Annotated in this window: 14 protein-coding genes; 11 read left to right on the top strand and 3 right to left on the bottom strand. The window is 67.0% G+C overall.

Going from position 1 to position 18,597, the window contains the following annotated elements; translation table 11 throughout:
- A complete protein-coding gene (gene mraZ / locus BLT73_RS10385) occupies positions 1-516 on the bottom strand; it encodes a division/cell wall cluster transcriptional repressor MraZ (RefSeq protein ID WP_090523950.1) in 516 nt (171 codons plus the stop codon).
- A gap of 802 nt (positions 517-1,318) precedes the next feature.
- Here mraZ and chrA point away from each other — a divergent pair.
- The 5 genes from chrA (at position 1,319) to BLT73_RS10410 (ending at position 5,943) form a co-directional block, all read left to right on the top strand.
- Positions 1,319-2,515 carry a chromate efflux transporter gene (gene chrA, locus BLT73_RS10390; protein ID WP_090523657.1) on the top strand — a complete coding sequence of 399 codons (1,197 nt, stop codon included), beginning with the start codon at positions 1,319-1,321 and terminating at the stop codon, positions 2,513-2,515.
- Between the two features lie 393 nt (positions 2,516-2,908).
- The gene (locus tag BLT73_RS10395) at positions 2,909-3,148 is read left to right on the top strand and encodes a DUF1127 domain-containing protein (protein ID WP_425438816.1); all 240 of its coding nucleotides are present in this window, start codon (positions 2,909-2,911) and stop codon (positions 3,146-3,148) included.
- A gap of 434 nt (positions 3,149-3,582) precedes the next feature.
- The gene (locus BLT73_RS10400; RefSeq protein WP_090523658.1) at positions 3,583-4,359 is read left to right on the top strand and encodes a 23S rRNA (adenine(2030)-N(6))-methyltransferase RlmJ; all 777 of its coding nucleotides are present in this window, start codon (positions 3,583-3,585) and stop codon (positions 4,357-4,359) included.
- Between the two features lie 214 nt (positions 4,360-4,573).
- The gene (locus BLT73_RS10405; RefSeq protein WP_090523660.1) at positions 4,574-5,635 is read left to right on the top strand and encodes a cation diffusion facilitator family transporter; all 1,062 of its coding nucleotides are present in this window, start codon (positions 4,574-4,576) and stop codon (positions 5,633-5,635) included.
- A complete protein-coding gene (locus BLT73_RS10410) occupies positions 5,632-5,943 on the top strand; it encodes an ArsR/SmtB family transcription factor (RefSeq protein ID WP_090523661.1) in 312 nt (103 codons plus the stop codon). Before BLT73_RS10405 ends, BLT73_RS10410 begins: the two co-directional genes overlap by 4 nt.
- Positions 5,944-6,915: 972 nt before the next feature.
- Here the strand turns inward: BLT73_RS10410 and acnA are convergent.
- On the bottom strand, positions 6,916-9,684 hold the full coding sequence (gene acnA, locus BLT73_RS10415) for an aconitate hydratase AcnA (protein WP_090523663.1): 2,769 nt from the start codon (positions 9,682-9,684) through the stop codon (positions 6,916-6,918).
- A 229-nt stretch (positions 9,685-9,913) separates the two neighbouring features.
- On the opposite strand from acnA, the gene BLT73_RS10420 reads away from it, so the two are divergent.
- The 3 genes from BLT73_RS10420 to BLT73_RS10430 all read left to right on the top strand — a co-directional run bounded on the left by BLT73_RS10420 (position 9,914) and on the right by BLT73_RS10430 (position 12,647).
- Positions 9,914-11,005: a DUF1223 domain-containing protein gene (locus tag BLT73_RS10420; protein ID WP_143025662.1), complete on the top strand. Its 1,092-nt coding sequence runs from the start codon at positions 9,914-9,916 to the stop codon at positions 11,003-11,005.
- A gap of 105 nt (positions 11,006-11,110) precedes the next feature.
- Positions 11,111-12,013 (top strand): EamA family transporter, encoded by a 903-nt coding sequence (locus BLT73_RS10425; protein ID WP_090523954.1) that lies wholly within the window; start codon positions 11,111-11,113, stop codon positions 12,011-12,013.
- Between the two features lie 22 nt (positions 12,014-12,035).
- Entirely contained in the window at positions 12,036-12,647 is a 612-nt protein-coding gene (locus BLT73_RS10430; protein WP_090523664.1) for an inner membrane-spanning protein YciB, read from the top strand.
- On the opposite strand, the gene BLT73_RS10435 is transcribed toward BLT73_RS10430, so the two are convergent.
- Positions 12,620-13,525, bottom strand: coding sequence for an alpha/beta hydrolase (locus tag BLT73_RS10435; RefSeq protein WP_090523666.1), 906 nt, complete (start codon positions 13,523-13,525; stop codon positions 12,620-12,622). The two genes, BLT73_RS10430 and BLT73_RS10435, sit on opposite strands and share 28 nt — an antisense overlap.
- 244 nt (positions 13,526-13,769) lie before the next feature.
- Here BLT73_RS10435 and metZ point away from each other — a divergent pair, with 244 nt between their 5' ends.
- The 3 genes from metZ (at position 13,770) to BLT73_RS10450 (ending at position 18,528) form a co-directional block, all read left to right on the top strand.
- Positions 13,770-14,945 (top strand): O-succinylhomoserine sulfhydrylase, encoded by a 1,176-nt coding sequence (gene metZ, locus BLT73_RS10440; RefSeq protein ID WP_090523667.1) that lies wholly within the window; start codon positions 13,770-13,772, stop codon positions 14,943-14,945.
- 113 nt (positions 14,946-15,058) lie between these two features.
- The gene (folE2, locus tag BLT73_RS10445) at positions 15,059-16,024 is read left to right on the top strand and encodes a GTP cyclohydrolase FolE2 (protein ID WP_090523669.1); all 966 of its coding nucleotides are present in this window, start codon (positions 15,059-15,061) and stop codon (positions 16,022-16,024) included.
- Between the two features lie 119 nt (positions 16,025-16,143).
- Entirely contained in the window at positions 16,144-18,528 is a 2,385-nt protein-coding gene (locus tag BLT73_RS10450; protein WP_090523671.1) for an ATP-dependent helicase, read from the top strand.
- The last annotated feature ends 69 nt before the right edge of the window (positions 18,529-18,597 follow it).

Genomic DNA, 18,597 nt, shown 5'->3' on the forward strand with positions numbered 1-18,597 from the left:
CTAGCCCTCTTGCGGTGCTTGGGCTGGCCCGGCCGACAGGAAGCTGCGCGGATCGAAATCGGCGGGGAACTGCGCCATGAACTCCTGCAACGTGCCGCTGGCCTCCGAGTAATTCCCCGGGTTCCAGACCTCGATGAAATCGCCTTTCGAGGTGAAGAACGCCTCGCTCTCCAGCCCGACCTTGTCGCGCAGCTTCTGCGGCAGCACCAGCCGGCCATCGGTGTCGATCTCGGCCTCGGTGGCGGTGCCGTTCATCAGGGTTTCCAGCCACAGGCGCTGCTGCGAGCCGCGCGGCAGGGCGTCGATTTCCCGGTCGATCCGATCGGCCGCCTCGACCGTATAGAATTCCAGTTTCTTCCAGCTTTCGGGACCGTAAACCACGATCAGACGGGTGCGGTCCGAGGGCTTCCAGTCGGGATCGCCGGCCTCGAAGATACGGCGGAACCGGGCCGGGATCGACATGCGACCCTTGCCATCCACCTTGACCTCTTCAGAGCCTCTGAACTTGCGCGCCACCGGCAAGCCTTTCCTACGATCCCGTCACTCCCCTTCCGGCCGCCCGGAAAAGAAAGGCGGACCGGGCCGCTGCCACCGCCCGATCCGCCGCCCTCGTTCCCATCTCTGGGTCCCGCGTCCGACGCGGGCCGGTTCCTGGTGTCACCTTGGGGGAGGTGCTGCTCACACGCTTGGAACCGTCGTCTTCGGATGCGGGTGCCTGTATGAAGCCTTTGTCGCCTTCGGGGTCTTGAGCGCCCCTTGTGCCCGTCTCCGTGACCTTGTGATGCCATGGGATTTTATGGGACGCAATGGAAAATCACGGGCAAGGCACGAAGCCCGGCCGGCGAGGGCCCGTGAACTATTCGTGAACATCAGAGCACCGGCGCGGCGATCCGAGCAAATTTGGGCAGGACGGTAGCAAATCATACCAAATATGGTGCTGCACTCGCAGCATAATCCCAGTCCCAGAAATTCCCAAAAAAGCCGGCTCAACCGGTCGAGTGCGCCGGATTCCTGCCCGACGGCCGCGCGAGACCCGGCGGAATCACGGCGAGTCACGGCGGAGTGATTCGGGTTTCGCGGCTGTTTCCCACGCTTTCCCAGTTCTACGCGCAGATCGTTCCCGGAATTTCCCGGTCCACCAACCCGGCCGCATCGCTGTCGGCAGAATGTCACGGAACTGCCACGACAATCTGCGAGATGACGCGTCACGCGAAATCGTTGAAGATGACCGGATGACCGTTCGCAGCTTATTCAGCCCTGCCGCAGGGCCGATCGTCTGCCCTGCTCGTCGCCTCTCGCGCGCTGCTGTGGTGGCGGCATGAGCGGCGCGCCGTCCGGCGGGCATGCCGGAGAGGTGTTCCGGGCGTTCCTGAAACTCGGCCTCACCTCCTTCGGCGGTCCCGTCGCGCATCTGGGGTATTTCCGCGAGGAATTTGTCATTCGGCGCAAATGGCTCAGCGACGACTCCTATGCCGAGCTGATCGCGCTGTGCCAGTTCCTGCCCGGCCCGGCCTCCTCGCAGGCGGGGTTCGCGATCGGTCTGATGCGCGGCGGCTGGTGGGGGGCGCTTGCCGCGTTTACCGCCTTTACCCTGCCCTCGGCATTGCTGTTGCTGGTCTTCGGCCTGTCGGCTGCGGCGGTGTCCGGGCCGGTGGCGACGGGGGCGCTCGGCGGGCTGAAGATCGTGGCGGTCGCGATCGTGGCGCAAGCGGTCTGGGGCATGTCGCGGCAACTCTGCCCCGACGCTGCGCGCGCGGGGATCGCGGTTCTGTCCGTGGCGCTGATCGCGTTTCTGCCCGGCGCGGCGGGCATGATCGCCGCGATTGTCGCGGGTGCCGTAGCCGGGCTGGCGCTGCCGCGCGGGAGTGCGGAGCCGGGCGCGGCGGCGCTGCACATGCCGGTCACGACCGGCGAGGGATGGGCGGCCTTGCTGGCGTTTTGCGGGCTGTTGCTGCTGCTTCCGCTGCTGGCGGTTTGGTCGCAGGGATTCGCGGTGATCGACAGCTTCTACCGGGCGGGTGCGCTTGTCTTCGGGGGCGGGCATGTTGTGCTGCCGCTGCTCGAATCAGGGGTGGTGGCGCCGGGCTGGGTGACGCCGGATGCCTTCCTTGCCGGATACGGCGCGGCGCAGGCGGTGCCGGGGCCGCTTTTCACCTTCGCGGCCTATCTGGGCGCGGTCCTGGGACCGGAGCCGAACGGCATCGCGGGCGCGACTCTGGCGCTGATCGCCCTGTTCTTGCCGGGTTTCCTGCTGCTGATCGCGGTGATTCCGTTCTGGAACCGGGTCCGCCGGATCAACGCGATTCGCGCCGGGTTGCGGGGGGCCAACGCGGCGGTGGTGGGGGTGCTGGGGGCGGCGCTGTATATGCCGGTATTCACCTCCGCTATCTCGGATATGCGGGATTTCAACCTGGCCCTTGCCTGTTTCGTGGCGCTGAGCGTCTGGAATCTGCCCTCCTGGGCGGTGGTGATCCTGGGCGCGACGGGCGGGGTTGCGCTGACGCTGATCGGCTGAGCCGGCGCAAGCGCGAACGTCACCGCTTAAATGTCACCGGGCGCGGCGTGAGCGGGGCCGATCGAGCATCGTCGCGACCGAAATCGCGCGGGTGCGGCCGACACGTCGAGACGCGGCGTCACACGGAACCTGATGGCGCTTGAAGTCGTGCGCGGCGGCCCGTTTCGGCCCGCGGACAGCGAAACCTGCCCAAAACGTCAGGTTTCCTGCCGCTTCACCGCGGTCATTTGCGACATTTCAACTACAAGTCTCTCACATTGTTGAGAGATCATGCACCTGTCTTGCACTTGCTGCATAGCAGCATTGCCGCATTATTCGTTGTGCAATCGCAGCATTGGGGCCATCTTCATCCCAACGACGCGGATGGGCCGCATCGTTAGACCAGACCGAAAGATGAGCGATAGACACATGGCTGCGACGAACACACTGACCCACACCGCCCGCGACGACCGCGCTGCAGGCACCGGCCTCATGGGGATGATCGTGCGCCTGCAAGAGGCACGCGCGCGCCGCGCCGTCTACCGCCAGACCGTTGCGGAGCTGAACAGCCTGTCGAGCCGCGAACTGGACGATCTGGGCATCCACCGCAGCATGATCACCCGGATCGCCCACGAAGCGGCCTGGGGCAAGTAAGAACGCGAATACCCGACCCTTCCTCCTCCCTGGGTCCGGGTTGCGGCGGCACCTCCCCTCCTCCTCCCTGGAGGTGCCGCCAACCAGATACGACGGGACCGATCCTCCTCCCCGGTCCTGTTGGTGCAAGCGGGCCCTCGCCCTCCTCCTCCCTGCGAGGGCCCGCTGAACACCGGATACGTCAGCCCGACCTCCTCCCCGGGTGAGACGTTTGCGATGCGGGCGCCTCCTCCCTGCCTGCGTCGCACCCCATACCCGGCCCTCCTCCTCCCTGAGGCCGGGGACAGCGATGCAGGCGTCTCCTCCTCCCTGCCTGTATCGCAACCCATACGCGGCCCCTCCTCCTCCCTGGGCCAGCGTTGATGCGGCGGCGCCCCTCCTCCTCCCTGGGCGCCGCCGCTTTTCTTTTCGCGGGGCGCGTGGAAAAAGGGGGGATGCTTTCCTATCAGCACATCTATCACGCCGGAAACGCGGCCGATTTCCACAAGCACGCGCTGCTGGCCTGGATGCTGGATTACCTGACCGCCAAGCCGAAACCGCTGAGCTATATCGAGACCCATGCCGGGCGCGGCCTGTATGATCTGGGCGCGGCCGAGGCGCGCAAGACGGCCGAGGCGGATGCCGGGATAAGGCGGGCCGAGGCGCAGGGATGGCTGGCGCCGGACCATCCGCTGGCACAGGCCCTGCAGGCGATACGGGCGCGATACGGGGCAGAGGCCTATGCGGGATCGCCGCTGATTGCGCGGCATGTCCTGCGCGACGGCGACAGCATGCATCTGGCGGAGCTGCATCCGGCTGAGCACGCGGCGCTGGCGGAGGTCGCGGGCCGGGCGACGCTGCACCGCCAGGACGGGTTTGCCATGGCCCGCGCGATGACGCCGCCCACCCCGCGGCGGGGGCTGATGCTGGTCGATCCGAGCTATGAGGTGAAGGCGGATTACGCGGCGATTCCGGGGTTTCTGCGCGACATCGCGCGAAAATGGAATGTCGGGATCCTGGCGCTGTGGTACCCGATCCTGCGCGATGACAAGTTGCAGACAGAAATGATTAAGGCGCTGTGCGACAGCTTCCCCGAGGGGCTGCGCGCGGAGGTCGGATTCCCGCCCGCGAAGCCGGGTCACGGCATGGTCGGATCGGGGATGTTCGTGGTCAATCCGCCCTGGGGGCTGGCCGGAGAGGCCGACCGGATCGCGGCGCTGTTCCGGCGCTGAGCGGCGCGAAACAGGGCCGCACAATGCGTGCACCGCGGGTGCACAGCCTGTACACCGCGCGTACACCGGACTCGCGGGATATTCCGCTGAATTTGTCAGATTGCGTCGGCCTTGGGCGGTGCGGCCGGGCGTCTTGACCGCGCTGCGGCACAGCGGTTGACTGCCCATACATGATCACATATTCATATGTGCAAATCTGTATGGAGTAGCCCGCATGTCCGATTCGCCCCGCCCGTCCGCCCCCGGCCCGGAAGGCCACGACCATCGGCCCGGTCACAGCCATGGCGACGGCCATGCCCATGACCATGCCGGGCACGACCACTCCCACGCGCCGACGGTGACGAACGAGAATGAGCGCAAGGTGCTGATCTCCTTCTTCCTGATCGCCAGCTTCATGGTGGTGGAGGTGATCGGGGGGCTGATTTCGGGCTCGCTGGCGCTTCTGGCCGATGCCGGACATATGCTGACCGATGCGGCGGCGCTGGCGCTGTCCTACATGGCGTTCCGGCTGGGCCGCCGCGCGGCGGATGAGAAGCGGACTTACGGCTATGCGCGGTTCGAGGTGGTGGCCGGGTTCCTGAACGCCGCCACGCTGTTCCTGATCGTGGCCTGGATCATGTTCGAGGCCTGGCGGCGCTTCAGCGATCCGCAGCCGGTGCTGGCCGGTTCGATGATGGCGGTCGCGGTGGCCGGGCTTCTGGTCAATATCCTGGCCTTCTGGATCCTGACCCGCGGCGATTCGGAGCATGTGAACATCAAGGGCGCGGCGCTGCATGTGATGGGCGATCTGCTGGGATCGGTCGGGGCGATCCTGGCGGCGATCATCATCATGGCGACGGGCTGGACGCCGATCGACCCGATCCTGTCGGTGGTGGTCTCGCTGCTGATCCTGCGCAGCGCCCGGTCGCTTCTGCGCAACGCGATGCATATCCTGCTGGAGGGCGCGCCGGACGACGCCACGCCGGCGAAGATCGAGGCGCATCTGATGGGCGCGGTGCCGGGGCTGGCGGCGGTGCATCACATCCATGTCTGGTCGATCACCTCGGGCCGGGTGCTGGCGACGATGCATGTCCGCCCCGAGGATCCGGCGCAGGCGCGCGCGGTCGTGGCGGCGGCGGAAGCGGCGCTGTTCGCGGAATTCTCGATCGAGCACGCGACGATTGCGATTGACTGGGGCGACGCGCCGGGCGGGTGCAGCCTGACGCAGGAGGAGGCGGGCCATCCCCATGACGACACGCCCGATGACGCCAGCCTCATCGCCGGGCGCGCCACATGAGCGGGCCGGTGCCGTCGCAGCACGAGATCACCATCCTGGCCGAGACCTTCCGCCTGCTGGGCGATCCGACGCGGCTGCGCATCCTGTTCCACTGCCTCGACGCGCCGAAACCGGTGGGCGACATCGCCGAGAGCCTGGATCTGTCGCAGACGCTGGTGAGCCATCATCTGCGTCTGTTGCGCGGGGCGCGGCTGGTGCGGGCGGAGCGGCAGGCGCGGCAGGTGTTCTACCAGCTCTCCGACCGGCATGTGAGCGATATGCTCAAGGACATGGCCAGCCATATCAACGAGGATCCGGCGGAGGATTGAGGCGGGGGCGCGGACGGCCGTGACGGTGCAAGCTGCGGAGCGCTGCACCCCCGTGGTTGCCTTGCGCTGAGAGAGGGCCAGCGGCCGACCGCGGGGGGGGCCGCTGCCGGCTGCTGTGGTCAGCGCCTTTATCGGGCATCACCGCTGAACGGCCGGTCGGCGCGGACCGGCGAAGAAGCGGCCGCCCTTGGGGACGGTCGGCCGCTGGCCCGGCGGGGCTGCGCCCCTTGTTCCGGGCCGGGGGTCATGGCGGGCGGCAATGGGGGAGAAGCGAGAAAGCTGCCGGGTCTTGTCTGATCGCCATCTGGTCCGGGATGAACTGCGGCATAGTGCCATTGAGCGATCACAGAGGGCCAGCGGACGACCGCGGGGGGGCCGCCGCCGGCTGCTGTGGTCAGCGCCTTTATCGGGCATCACCGCTGAACGGCCGGTCGGCGCGGACCGGCGAAGAAGCGGCCGCCCTGTGGGGCGGTCGGCCGCTGGCCCGGCGGGGCTTGCGCCCCTTGTTCCGGGCCGGGGGTCATGGCGGGAGGCGGTGGAAGGCGGCGGAGAAGGTGCCGGGCAGGGTCTGATCACCAATCAATTCGGGATGATTCTAGGTTGGGTTACTTCTAAGCGATCACAGAGGGCCAGCGGACGACCGCGGGGGGCCGCCGCCGGCGGGTGAGCTGATCCCTTTATCTCGCATCCCCGCTGAACGACCGTTCGGCGCGGACCGGCGCCGAAGCGGCCGCCCTGGGGGGCGGTCGGCCGCTGGCCCGGCGGGGCTGCGCCCCTTGTTCCGGGCCGGGTCTGTGGGTGATGCGTCCGTCTTAAACGGCCGGATCTGCGGTTGGCCGGGCGGGGCTTGCGCCCCTCGTTTACGGGCCGGGTCTGCGGCAGCAATGCATGGGGCGAAACCCGGCACGAAAAAACCCCCGGCATGGCGGCCGGGGGTTTTGCATGTCAGCCGGTGAGAACCGGATCGGCCGATCAGGCGGCGGCGAGGTTGCGCAGCACGTAATGCAGCACGCCGCCGTTTTTCAGATACTCGATCTCCACCTCGGTATCGATGCGGGCCTTGATCTTGATCGTCTTTTCGGTGCCGTCGGCATATTTGATCTGCGCGTCCACCACTTCCAGCGGTTTCACATCGCCCAGACCCTCGATGGTGATTTCTTCATCCCCGGTCAGATTGAGCGATTTGCGGCTGTCGCCCTCGGTGAACTCGAAGGGGATGACGCCCATGCCGACCAGGTTGGAGCGGTGGATACGCTCGAACGATTCAGCGATGACCGCCTTGACGCCCAGCAGGTTGGTGCCCTTGGCCGCCCAGTCGCGCGAGGAGCCGGCGCCGTATTGCTCGCCCCCGATCACCACCAGCGGGGTGCCCTGATCCTGATATTGCATCGAGGCGTCATAGATCGATTCCTGCTCGCCTTTCGGGCCCTTGGTATAGCCGCCCTCGACGCCGTCCAGCATCTCGTTCCTGATGCGGATATTGGCGAAGGTGCCGCGCATCATCACCTCGTGATTGCCGCGGCGCGAGCCGTAGGAGTTGAACTCCCGCGGCGGGACCTGACGGTCGGTGAGGTATTTCCCGGCCGGGGTGGATTCCTTGAACGACCCCGCGGGCGAGATATGGTCGGTGGTGATCATGTCGCCCAGCAGGGCCAGGACGCGGGCGCCCTTGATGTCCTCGATCTCGCCGGGCTGTTTCGACATGTTCTGGAAATAGGGCGGGTTCTGGATATAGGTCGAGGTCGAAGGCCAGTCATAGGTCTCGCTGTCGGTGACCTCGACGCCCTGCCAGCGCTCATCGCCCTTGAACACGTCGGCATATTTTTCCTGGAACATCTCGCGGGTGACGACGCGGCTGACCATCTCGGCCACTTCCTGGGTCGAGGGCCAGATGTCTTTCAGATAGACATCCTTGCCGTTCTTGTCCTGCGCGATGGGATCGCGGGTCAGGTCGATATTCATGTCGCCGGCCAGCGCATAGGCCACCACCAGCGGCGGCGAGGCCAGATAGTTGGCGCGCACATCGGGCGAGATCCGGCCTTCGAAGTTGCGGTTGCCGGAGAGCACCGACACCGCGATCAGGTCGTTGTCGTTGATCGATTTGGAGATCGCCGGCTCCAGCGGGCCGGAATTGCCGATACAGGTGGTGCAGCCGTAGCCGACCAGGTTGAAGCCGATCGCGTCCAGATCGTCCTGCAGCCCGGCGGCTTCGAGATATTCGGACACGACCTGCGAGCCGGGTGCCAGCGAGGTTTTCACCCAGGGCTTGCGGTCCAGACCCAGCTCGCGCGCCTTGCGGGCCACGAGACCCGCGGCGATCAGCACATAGGGGTTCGAGGTGTTGGTGCACGACGTGATGGACGCGATGACGATGGAGCCGTCATGGAGCGTGTACTCCTCGCCCTCGACCGCGCCTTCGGAGAAGCCCTTGTGGCGGCCGCCGGGGACATAGCCCGGCTCGTCCGCGCCGCCTTCCATGTCCCAGCGGATCTCGGCGCGCTCGGATTCCTCGGGGTAGCGCTCGCCCATGACCAGTTCCCAGAATGCGCGGGCGGACTGATCCAGCGGGGTGTGGTCCTGCGGGCGCTTGGGGCCGGAGATGGCGGGGACGACATCGCCCAGATCCAGCTCCAGCGTCGAGGTATAGACCGGATCGTAGCTTTCGTCGCGCCAGAAGCCGTTTTCCCTGGCATAGGCCTCGACCAGCGCGATGCGGTCCTTGTCGCGGCCGGTCTGTTCGAGATAGCGCAGGGTTTCCTCGTCCACCGGGAAGAAGCCGCAGGTGGCGCCGTATTCGGGGGCCATGTTGGCGATGGTGGCGCGGTCGGCCAGCGGCATGTTGGACAGCCCGTCGCCGTAGAATTCGACGAATTTGTTCACCACGCCATGTTCGCGCAGCATGGCCACCACCTTGAGCACGAGGTCGGTGGCGGTCACGCCTTCCTTGAGCGCGCCGGAGATCTTGAAGCCGACGACTTCGGGGATCAGCATCGAAATCGGCTGACCCAGCATCGCGGCCTCGGCCTCGATCCCGCCGACGCCCCAGCCCAGCACGGCCAGACCGTTGACCATCGTCGTGTGGCTGTCGGTGCCGACCAGCGTGTCGGGATAGGCGACCTCGCGGCCGTCCTGGTCTTTGTCGGTCCAGACGGTCTGGGCCAGGTATTCCAGGTTCACCTGGTGGCAGATGCCGGTGCCGGGCGGCACGACGCGGAAATTGTTGAACGCCTTCTGGCCCCATTTCAGGAAGGTGTAGCGTTCCATGTTGCGTTCATATTCGCGCTCCACGTTGAACTGGAAGGCGCGGGGCGTGCCGAATTCGTCGATCATCACCGAGTGGTCGATGACCAGATCCACCGGGTTGAGCGGGTTGATCTTCTGCGCGTCGCCGCCCAGACCCACGATGCCGTCGCGCATCGCCGCCAGATCGACCACGGCGGGGACGCCGGTGAAGTCCTGCATCAGCACGCGGGCCGGGCGATAGGCGATCTCGCGCGGGTTCTTGCCGCCCTTTTCCGCCCATTCGGCAAAGGCCTTGATGTCATCGGTGGAGACGGTCTTGCCGCCATCCTCGAAGCGCAGCATGTTCTCCAGCACCACTTTCAGCGCCGCGGGCAGTTTCGAGAAATCGCCCAGGCCGGCTTCGGTCGCGGCGGGGATGGAGTAGTAATCGACGCTTTGCCCGCCGGCGCTGAGCTGGCGGCGGGTCTTGGCGGTGTCGGTTCCGGTAACGATGGGCATGGGGGCCTCCCTGTCAATTGGATGGGTACGGCGGGTCGGTTCGGGATTGAAATGCCCCATTCAGGGGCACGATTCAAGAGGCCGGCGCGCGTTGTGTATGCGATTGTATACCAATCACGCGCTTGTTGCGCAACTGCAACTTGCCCGCTCCCGGCGCGGCGTCACATAGCGTTGATTTGGGATTTCGCGCGCGATGCCCTATCCCCCAGAGACCCTGGCGGGAAAGGACATGATGCGAAGAGGGCGTGAGATTGCGGCGATGATCCGGGCGTTGGCGCCGGGATGGGTGCTGATGCTGACGCTGGCGCTGATCCTGCCGCTGCCGCTGCTGGCGCAGGACGGGGCGGGGCTGACCGGTGCGGGCGGCTGGCAGGGCAAAGATACGCCGGGCGAGGCCGCGCGCGGTTATGACGACATCATGGACGATGTGAACGCGGTGATCGACGCGATGCGCGACGCCGCCCCGGAGCGCGGATCCGCCGAGGCGGGACCGGGCGAGCGTGCGGGCGGCGCGCGGGCGGGCGATGGAGGTTCCGGGCGGATGGCCGCGTCGCCGCGGGCGGAAGCCTCCGGTGCGCCTGCCCTCGGGACGCCGCGCGGGCTTGCGCCCGAGGATATCACGCCCAACGCGCCACAGCCGCAGGGACCGGCCCAGCATTCGCCGGTGGTGGTCGAACTGTTCACCGCGCAGGGCTGCGCCGCCTGCCCGCCGGCCGACGATCTGCTGGCCGATCTGGCCCGCGGCGGTGACGTGCTGGCGCTGAGCTGGAACGTCGATTACTGGGATTACCTGGGCTGGCCCGATCCCTTCGCGCGCCCCGCCTTCAGCAAGCGGCAGAAGGGCTATAACGTCGCCGCAGGCTCGCGGATGCTGTTCACGCCGCAGATCATCGTGGGCGGGCAGCGCGCGATCAACCTGCCGCGCCCCGCCGATCTGATGGAAGCCGTCAAGGCCGAGCGGGCCGAGCCGGACCATGTCGCCATCGACACGCGCAGCACGGGGCCGCGCCGCGAGATCGCGCTGACCCCGCTGGGGAAGCTGCCCCGCTCCATTGCGGTGCGGCTGGTGCGATACCTCCCTTACCGCGAGGTCGAGGTGGGCGCGGGCGAGAATGCCGGGCGCGTGCTGGGGATGCGCAACATCGTCGCGGCCAGCGAGGTCCTGGCGATGTGGGACGGGCGCGCGGTGATGCGGATGACGGTGACGCTGGGGGCGGGCAAGGCTGCGGATCTGCCCGAGGACACGCGCCACGCGATCCTCGTCCAGCATCAGCAGGGCGACCTGCCCGGAGAGATCTTCGCGGCGATTCCGCTGGACTGATCCGGCCCCGCGTCGCGTGGCGGGCGGGTCAGCCGGGTTCCCATCCGCATGGCCCCGCGATGTTCAGCACTGGACCTTGCCGCCGATCGGTCGCATGACGGCAGCATGGTCGAATGGATCAACCAGATCTCGGGCACGCCGGAGGGCGCGCGGATCGCCTCGCTTCTGGCGCTGTCCGCCGCACTGCTGCACGCGATTTTCGGGGCGTTGCAGAAGGGGCGGCACGACCCGTGGGTCAGCCGGGCGGCGATCGACATCTGGGTGATGATCCTGGCGCTGCCGGTGGCGCTGTTCGTGGTGCCGTGGCCCCAGCCGCATATGTGGCCGATCTTTGCGGGCGTGATGGCGATCCATATCGGCTACAAGCTGGCGCAGGCGATGAGCTATCAGCGCGGCGCCTATACGGTGGTTTATCCGGTGGTGCGCGGCACCGGCCCGCTGGTCACGGTGATCGCCGCGGGGATCGTGTTCGGTGAACGCTACAACCTGACCCAATGGGCCGGGGTGGCTACGCTGGTGGCGGGGATATTGGGGCTCGCCGTCTATAATTACCGCAAGCTGGAGGTGGGGCGCGAGACGCTGATCCCGGCCTTGGGCTGGGCGCTGATCACCGGGGTCTTCGTCGCCGCCTATACCACCTATGACGCCTGGGGCATCCGGCAGGCGGCGGATCCGTTCACCTTCCTGGCGTGGTTCTTCCTGCTGGACGGGATCTTCATGCCGATCTGGTCGCGCCGCAGGCTGGCCGCCCTGCCCCGCGCCGACTGGGCGGCGCTGTCGCTGCGCGGGTTCATCGGCGCCTTCGTGGCCTTTGCCAGCTTCGGATCGATCATGATGGCGACGCGGATCGACGAGGTGGGCCGGGCGGCGGTGCTGCGCGAGACCTCGACCGTGTTCGCGGCCCTTGTCGGCTGGCTCGTGCTGGGCGAAAAGGTGGGGCCGCGCCGGGCCGCGCTTATGGCGCTGATCGCCGCCGGTGCGGTCATCATGGAATTCGGCGCGCGATGACGCCAGCAAGCGAGGCAAGGCAATGAGCGACACTGACAACCGCAAGATCAGCCCCGGCCTGAAGATCGCGCTGGAATACGGGCCGCTGATCGTGTTCTTCGCCGTGTTCATGCTGGCCCGCGACCGGGTGGTGACGCTGGGCGGCGAGGACTATGGCGGCTTCGTGCTGGCGACGATGGTGTTCGTGCCGGTGCTGGCCGCCTCGATCCTGGCGCTGTGGCGGCTGACCGGCAGGCTGTCGGCCATGCAGGTGATGACGCTGGTGCTGGTGGTGGTGTTCGGCGGGCTGACCGTGTGGCTGAACGACGAGCGCTTCTTCAAGATGAAGCCGACGATCATCTATGCGATCTTCGCCGGGCTGCTGGGGCTGGGTCTGGCGCTGCGCAGGAACTGGCTGGAGCTGGTGCTTGGCGAGGCGCTGCCGATGCAGCATGAGGGCTGGGTCAGGCTGACGCGGCGGCTGGTCCTGCTGTTCGCGGCGATGGCGGTGGCCAATGAGTTCGTCTGGCGGACCATGTCTGACACCGCCTGGGTCAATTTCAAGACATTCGGCCTGCCGCTGATCATGTTCGCCTTCTTCATGGCGAATGCGCGGCTGTTCAACCGCTATGCGCTGGACAATGACGAGGGCTGACGCCGGATCGGCATCTCCAGCAGGCGCGACCAGCGGGGCGCCTGGCGCGCGGGCAGATGGCTGCGCAGCATGGGCAGCGGCAGCGCCCAGGGCTGGCCCAGCGCCACGCGGTAGAACTCGAACAGGCCGTCGCGCAGATAGGGCGACCAGTGGCAGGCGCGGGCGATGTCCTGGCCGATGGGAAAGCCGAGACGGGTCAGGCTGGCGCGCACATCCGGCGCGTCGATCTGAAGATCCAGCCAGTTGCCGCGCGGCTGGGCAAGCCCCAGCCCAAGCGCCCGGTGGCGGCCCGCGCCGACCAGCATTTCCAGCCCGAGATCGAAGAGGTCATTCTCGCGCGAGGTGACGTTGATGATCTCGGCCCGCCGCCCGGCGGGGCTGTCGATGGCGGCCTGAGCCTGCGGGCGCAGCTCTGCCGCGGCCATCAGCACCAGCCGCCCGACACTGCCCGGCCGCGCCCGCGCCAGCGCCTGCATGGCCACCCGCGCCCCCAGCGAATGCGCGATGAGATGGACCGGGCGCTGCGCCGCCTGCGACAGAAGATCGAGGCTGCGCGCCAGATCCGCCCCGGAGGCCGCGGCGCGGCGATAGGCGGCGCGCAGGCTGCCGCGGGCGGGCCAGCCGAAGGGCAGGCCCAGACCTTCGGCCCCGTGCTCGGCAAAGCCCAGCGCGCGCGGCCAGGACCGCATCCGCCGCGCCCCCGGCGCCACCGGGCCGAGCCCGAGGATATGGCGATGCGGATCATGTTCGGGGCGCGAGGGGCAGAAGCGGTAGCCGTGGATCATCACGATGACCGGCGCGCCCTCCGGCAGCGCCGCGGCCCGGCGCAAGAGATGCGGGGGAAGCGTCTGTCCGGCATTGATCGGGATGATCGCCATGGCTCGATGTCACGCAGCATTTCCGTCCCCTGCCGGATAGGCGCGTTGCGCGACAGCGGCGTGACCGGGTTGTGACGGGTTGGTGACAAACCACCATATCTTGTGGCGCATCGCGGCGATGCCCCGTGCTGTGGCACAAGCGCAACAGCCCTGCGGCGCCCTCCGCCGCCGGGGCCCTCGGCCGCGATCCTTGCCAATCCGCCATGGGCGGCGTATCGCAGATGCGCAACGCAAGAGGCCCGAGATGACCACCCGCAACCTGCACAAGCGCAGCCTTGCCGTCCACGCCGGCACCCGCCGCAGCCAGTATGGCGAGATGGCCGAGGCGATGTTCATGACCCAGGGCTTTGTCTATGACACCGCCGAGCAGGCCGAGGCGCGGTTCCAGCAGGTGGGCGAGGACGAGTTCATCTATGCCCGCTATGGCAACCCGACCAACCGCATGTTCGAGGACCGGATCGCGGCGCTGGAAGGCACCGAGGACGCGTTCGCCACCACCTCCGGCATGGCGGCGGTGAACGGGGCGCTGATGGCGGTGTGCCAATCCGGCAGCCATATCGTCGCCGCCCGCGCGCTGTTCGGGTCGAACCTGTATCTGCTGGACGTGATGCAGCGCTTCGGGGTCGAGGTGACGCTGGTTGACGGCACCGATCTGGCGCAGTGGCGCGCCGCGGTGCGGCCGGGCACCACGGCGGTGTTCTTCGAATCCGTCTCCAACCCGACGCTGGAGGTGATCGACATCGCGGCGGTGGCGGAAATCGCGCATGAACATGGCGCGCTGGTGATGGTGGACAATGTGTTCGCCACGCCGGTCTTCTCTCGCGCCGTCGAACAGGGCGCGGATGTGGTGATCTATTCGACCACCAAGCATATCGACGGGGCGGGCCGGGCGCTTGGCGGGGTGATCTGCGGCGCCCGGCAGTTCGTGCGCGAGGTGGCCGAGCCCTATCTGAAACATTCCGGCGGCGCGATCAGCCCGTTCAATGCCTGGCTGATGCTGACCGGGCTGACCACCATCGATCTGCGCGTCCGCGCCATGGCTGACAGCGCCCGCAGCATCGCCGAGGCGCTGCGCGGCCATGACAGGCTGATCCGGCTGATCTATCCCGGCCTGCCCGACCATCCGCAGCGCGATCTGGCCATGGCGCAGATGGGATCGGGCGGCACGATGATCGCGATGGAGGTCGCGGGCGGCAAGGACGCCGCCTTCGAGATGTTGAACCGGCTGGATCTGGTGCTGATCTCGAACAATCTGGGGGATGCGAAGACCATCGTGACTCATCCCGCCACCACCACCCATCAGCGGCTGAGCGACGAGGAGCGCGCGACGCTGGGCATCACCCCGGGTCTGGTGCGGCTGTCGGTGGGGCTGGAAGATCCCGATGATCTGATCGCGGATCTACGGCAGGCCCTTGGATAATCTCACCCGGATTGCGGTGTTTTCTGGATCAGACGTCCGAAATTGGCGCGGAACCCTTTGGTCTGCGGAATATTGTCATATATCCCAAGGCGCGAACATGAAGGAGCCGCCCCGTGAACACGCCGCGCCCGCCTGCCCTCTATCCCGCGCTTTCGCGCGAATATGACGCCGATTTCAAGGTGGACCCGCAATACAAGGCCGGCCTGCCCGATCTGCAGAACGGGCCGGCCAGCCTGATCGTGGGTGCGAATGTGCTGATCCAGCATGTGGGCATCTCGAATTTCCGCCTGCCGATCCGCTATCGCATGCGCGACAAGGGCGAGATCACGCTGGAGACCAGCGTCACCGGCACGGTCAGCCTGGAGGCGGATCGCAAGGGCATCAACATGTCGCGGATCATGCGCAGCTTCTATGCCCATGCCGACAAGGAATTCAGCATGGCGGTGATGGAAACCGCGCTGGATGACTACAAGGACGATCTGGACAGCATGGATGCGCGCATCCAGATGCGGCTCTCCTATCCGATGCGGGTGGATTCGCTGCGCTCGGGCCTGTCGGGCTGGCAATATTACGACATCGCGCAGGAGCTGATCGAGCATGGCGGGCAGCGGCGGCGGATCCTGCATCTGGATTATGTCTACAGCTCGACCTGCCCCTGCTCGCTGGAGCTGTCCGAACATGCCCGCGAAAGCCGCGCCCGGCTGGCCACGCCGCATTCGCAGCGTTCGGTCGCGCGGCTGTCGGTGGTGATGGAAGGGCGCGAGCGGCTGTGGTTCGAGGATCTGATCGCGCTGTGCCGCCGCGCCGTGCCGACCGAGACGCAGGTGATGGTCAAGCGCGAGGATGAGCAGGCTTTCGCGGAACTCAACGCCGCCAACCCGATCTTTGTCGAGGATGCGGTGCGCAGCTTTGCCGAGCAGCTGATCGCAGAGCCCCGCGTCGGCGATTTCCGCATCATCGCCAGCCACCAGGAATCGCTGCACTCCCATGATGCGGTGTCGATGCTGGTCAATGGCGAGACCTTCGCGCAGGACAGCCTGGATCCCACGGCCTTTGCGAGCCTGCTGCACCGGGGTTGAGGGGGCGCTGCCCCCGAGGCGCGGAACGCGCCTCTCCCCCGGGGTATTGGGGTGAAGAAGAAATGAACAATTAGCGAACACCACTTTTCGCGGCGCGGTGGTGCGGCTATGGTGGGGCCATGAGTGATGATGATGCTTTCGAGGCGGCCGAGGCGCGGCTGAGCCTGTCGCAGCGCGCCATGGGGGTGCCTGCGGGGCCGCCGCCTTACATGGACGGGCTGAACGCGGCCCAGCGCCTGGCGGTGGAGACGCTGGACGGGCCGGTGCTGATGCTGGCGGGGGCGGGGACCGGCAAGACGCGGGCGCTGACCACGCGGATCGCGCATCTGATCTCGACCGGGCGGGCCTATCCGCGCGAGATCCTGGCGGTGACCTTCACCAACAAGGCGGCGCGGGAGATGCGCGACCGGATCGGGCGGCTGTTGGGCGAGGCGGTGGAGGGGATGCCCTGGCTCGGCACGTTTCACAGCGTCAGCGTCAAGATCCTGCGCCGCCATGCCGAGCTGGTCGGGCGCGGCGATCTGCATCTGAAGAGCAGCTTTACCATCCTCGATACCGACGATCAGATCCGGCTCTTGAAGCAGTTGATCGCGGCCGAGAATATCGACGAGAAAAGATGGCCCGCGCGGCAGCTGGCCGGGCTGATCGATGGCTGGAAGAACCGGGCGCTGACCCCGGACAAGGTCAGCCGCAACGAGGGGGCCGGGTTCGATGGCAAGGGGGTGCAGCTGTACCGCGCCTATCAGGACCGGCTGCTGGCGCTGAACGCGGTGGATTTCGGCGATCTGCTGCTGCATTGCGTGACGCTGTTCCAGGCCCATCCCGATCTGCTGGCGCAATGGCAGGGGCGGTTCCGCTATATCCTCGTGGACGAGTATCAGGACACGAATGTCGCGCAATATCTGTGGCTGCGGCTGCTGGCGCAGGCGCGTCGCAATATCTGCTGCGTGGGCGATGACGACCAGTCCATCTATGGCTGGCGGGGGGCCGAGGTCGGCAATATCCTGCGCTTTGAACAGGATTTTCCTGGCGCGCAGGTGATAAGGCTGGAGCAGAATTACCGTTCGACGCCGCATATCCTGGGCGCGGCCTCGGGGTTGATTGCGGCGAATAAGGGCCGGCTCGGCAAGACGCTATGGACCGAGGCGACCGGCGGGCATGAGGTCCGGCTGATCGGGCATTGGGACAGCGAGGCCGAGGCCCGCTGGATCGGGGAGGAGATCGAGGATTTTCATTCGGGCACGCGGCGCAGCGTCGGCAAGCACGATCTGAACGATATGGCGATTCTGGTCCGCGCCAGCCACCAGATGCGGGCCTTCGAGGACCGGTTCCTGACCATCGGCCTGCCCTATCGCGTCATCGGGGGCCCGCGCTTCTATGAGCGGCAGGAGATCCGCGATGCGATGGCCTATTTCCGGCTGGCGGTGTCGCCCGCGGATGATCTCGCCTTCGAGCGGGTGGTAAATACGCCGAAGCGCGGGCTGGGCGACAAGGCGGTGAAGACCATCCAGGCCGAGGCGCGCGAACTGGGTCAGCCCTTGCTGATCGGGGCGCAATCGGTGGTGGCGAATGGGCTGCTGGGCGGCAAGGGGCTGGCCAATCTGCGCGAATTCGTCGCGGCGATGGGCCGGTTTCATGCCGATGTGCTGGATTCCAGCGCCAACCATGTCGAGCTGGCCGAGCGGATCCTGGACGAGACCGGCTATACCGCCATGTGGCAGAACGACAAATCCCCCGATGCGCCGGGGCGGCTGGAGAACCTCAAGGAGTTGGTGAAGGCTCTGGAAGAGTTCGACAATCTTCAGGGCTTTCTGGAGCATGTCGCGCTAGTCATGGATCGCGACAATGACGAGGCGCAGGATGCGGTCAGCATCATGACGCTGCACGCCGCGAAGGGGCTGGAATATCCGATCGTGTTCCTGCCGGGCTGGGAGGACGGGCTGTTTCCGTCGCAGCGCAGCATGGATGAGACCGGCATGAAGGGGCTGGAGGAGGAGCGGCGTCTGGCCTATGTCGGCATCACGCGGGCCGAAAAGCTGGCCACGATCAGCTTTGCCGGGAACCGCCGGATGTATGGGCAATGGCAGAGCTCCCTGCCCTCGCGCTTTATCGACGAGCTGCCCGAGGCGCATGTCGAGGTGCTGACCGCGCCGGGGCTGTATGGGCAGGGTTACGGGGCGTCGGCCACAGCGGCGGGCACGGAATTCGGGGCAGCGATGCAGAACCGGGCGGCACATGCGGATGTCTATAGCTCTCCGGGGTGGAAGCGGATGGCGGCGCGCGGCGATATGCGCGCAAAACCGCGCGCGCCGGCGGCCGTGGTGATCGACGCGGAGGCGGTGGGGTTTTCGGTGGGCGACCGGGTGCGCCATGTGAAATTCGGCGAAGGCGTGGTGATGGGCATCGCCGAGGACACGCTGACGATCCAGTTTGGGGCCGGGTTCAAGAATGTGAAGGCGGGATATGTGCAGCCGGTGGGGGCTGGGGATGATGTGCCGTTTTGAGGGGTTGGTTGAAGGTCGGCTATGCGGACAAAGCGGAAGTTCGTCTCAGAGGACCCTGGCTACAAGTGG

This window comes from Paracoccus isoporae (assembly GCF_900101865.1).
GTDB lineage: Bacteria > Pseudomonadota > Alphaproteobacteria > Rhodobacterales > Rhodobacteraceae > Paracoccus > Paracoccus isoporae.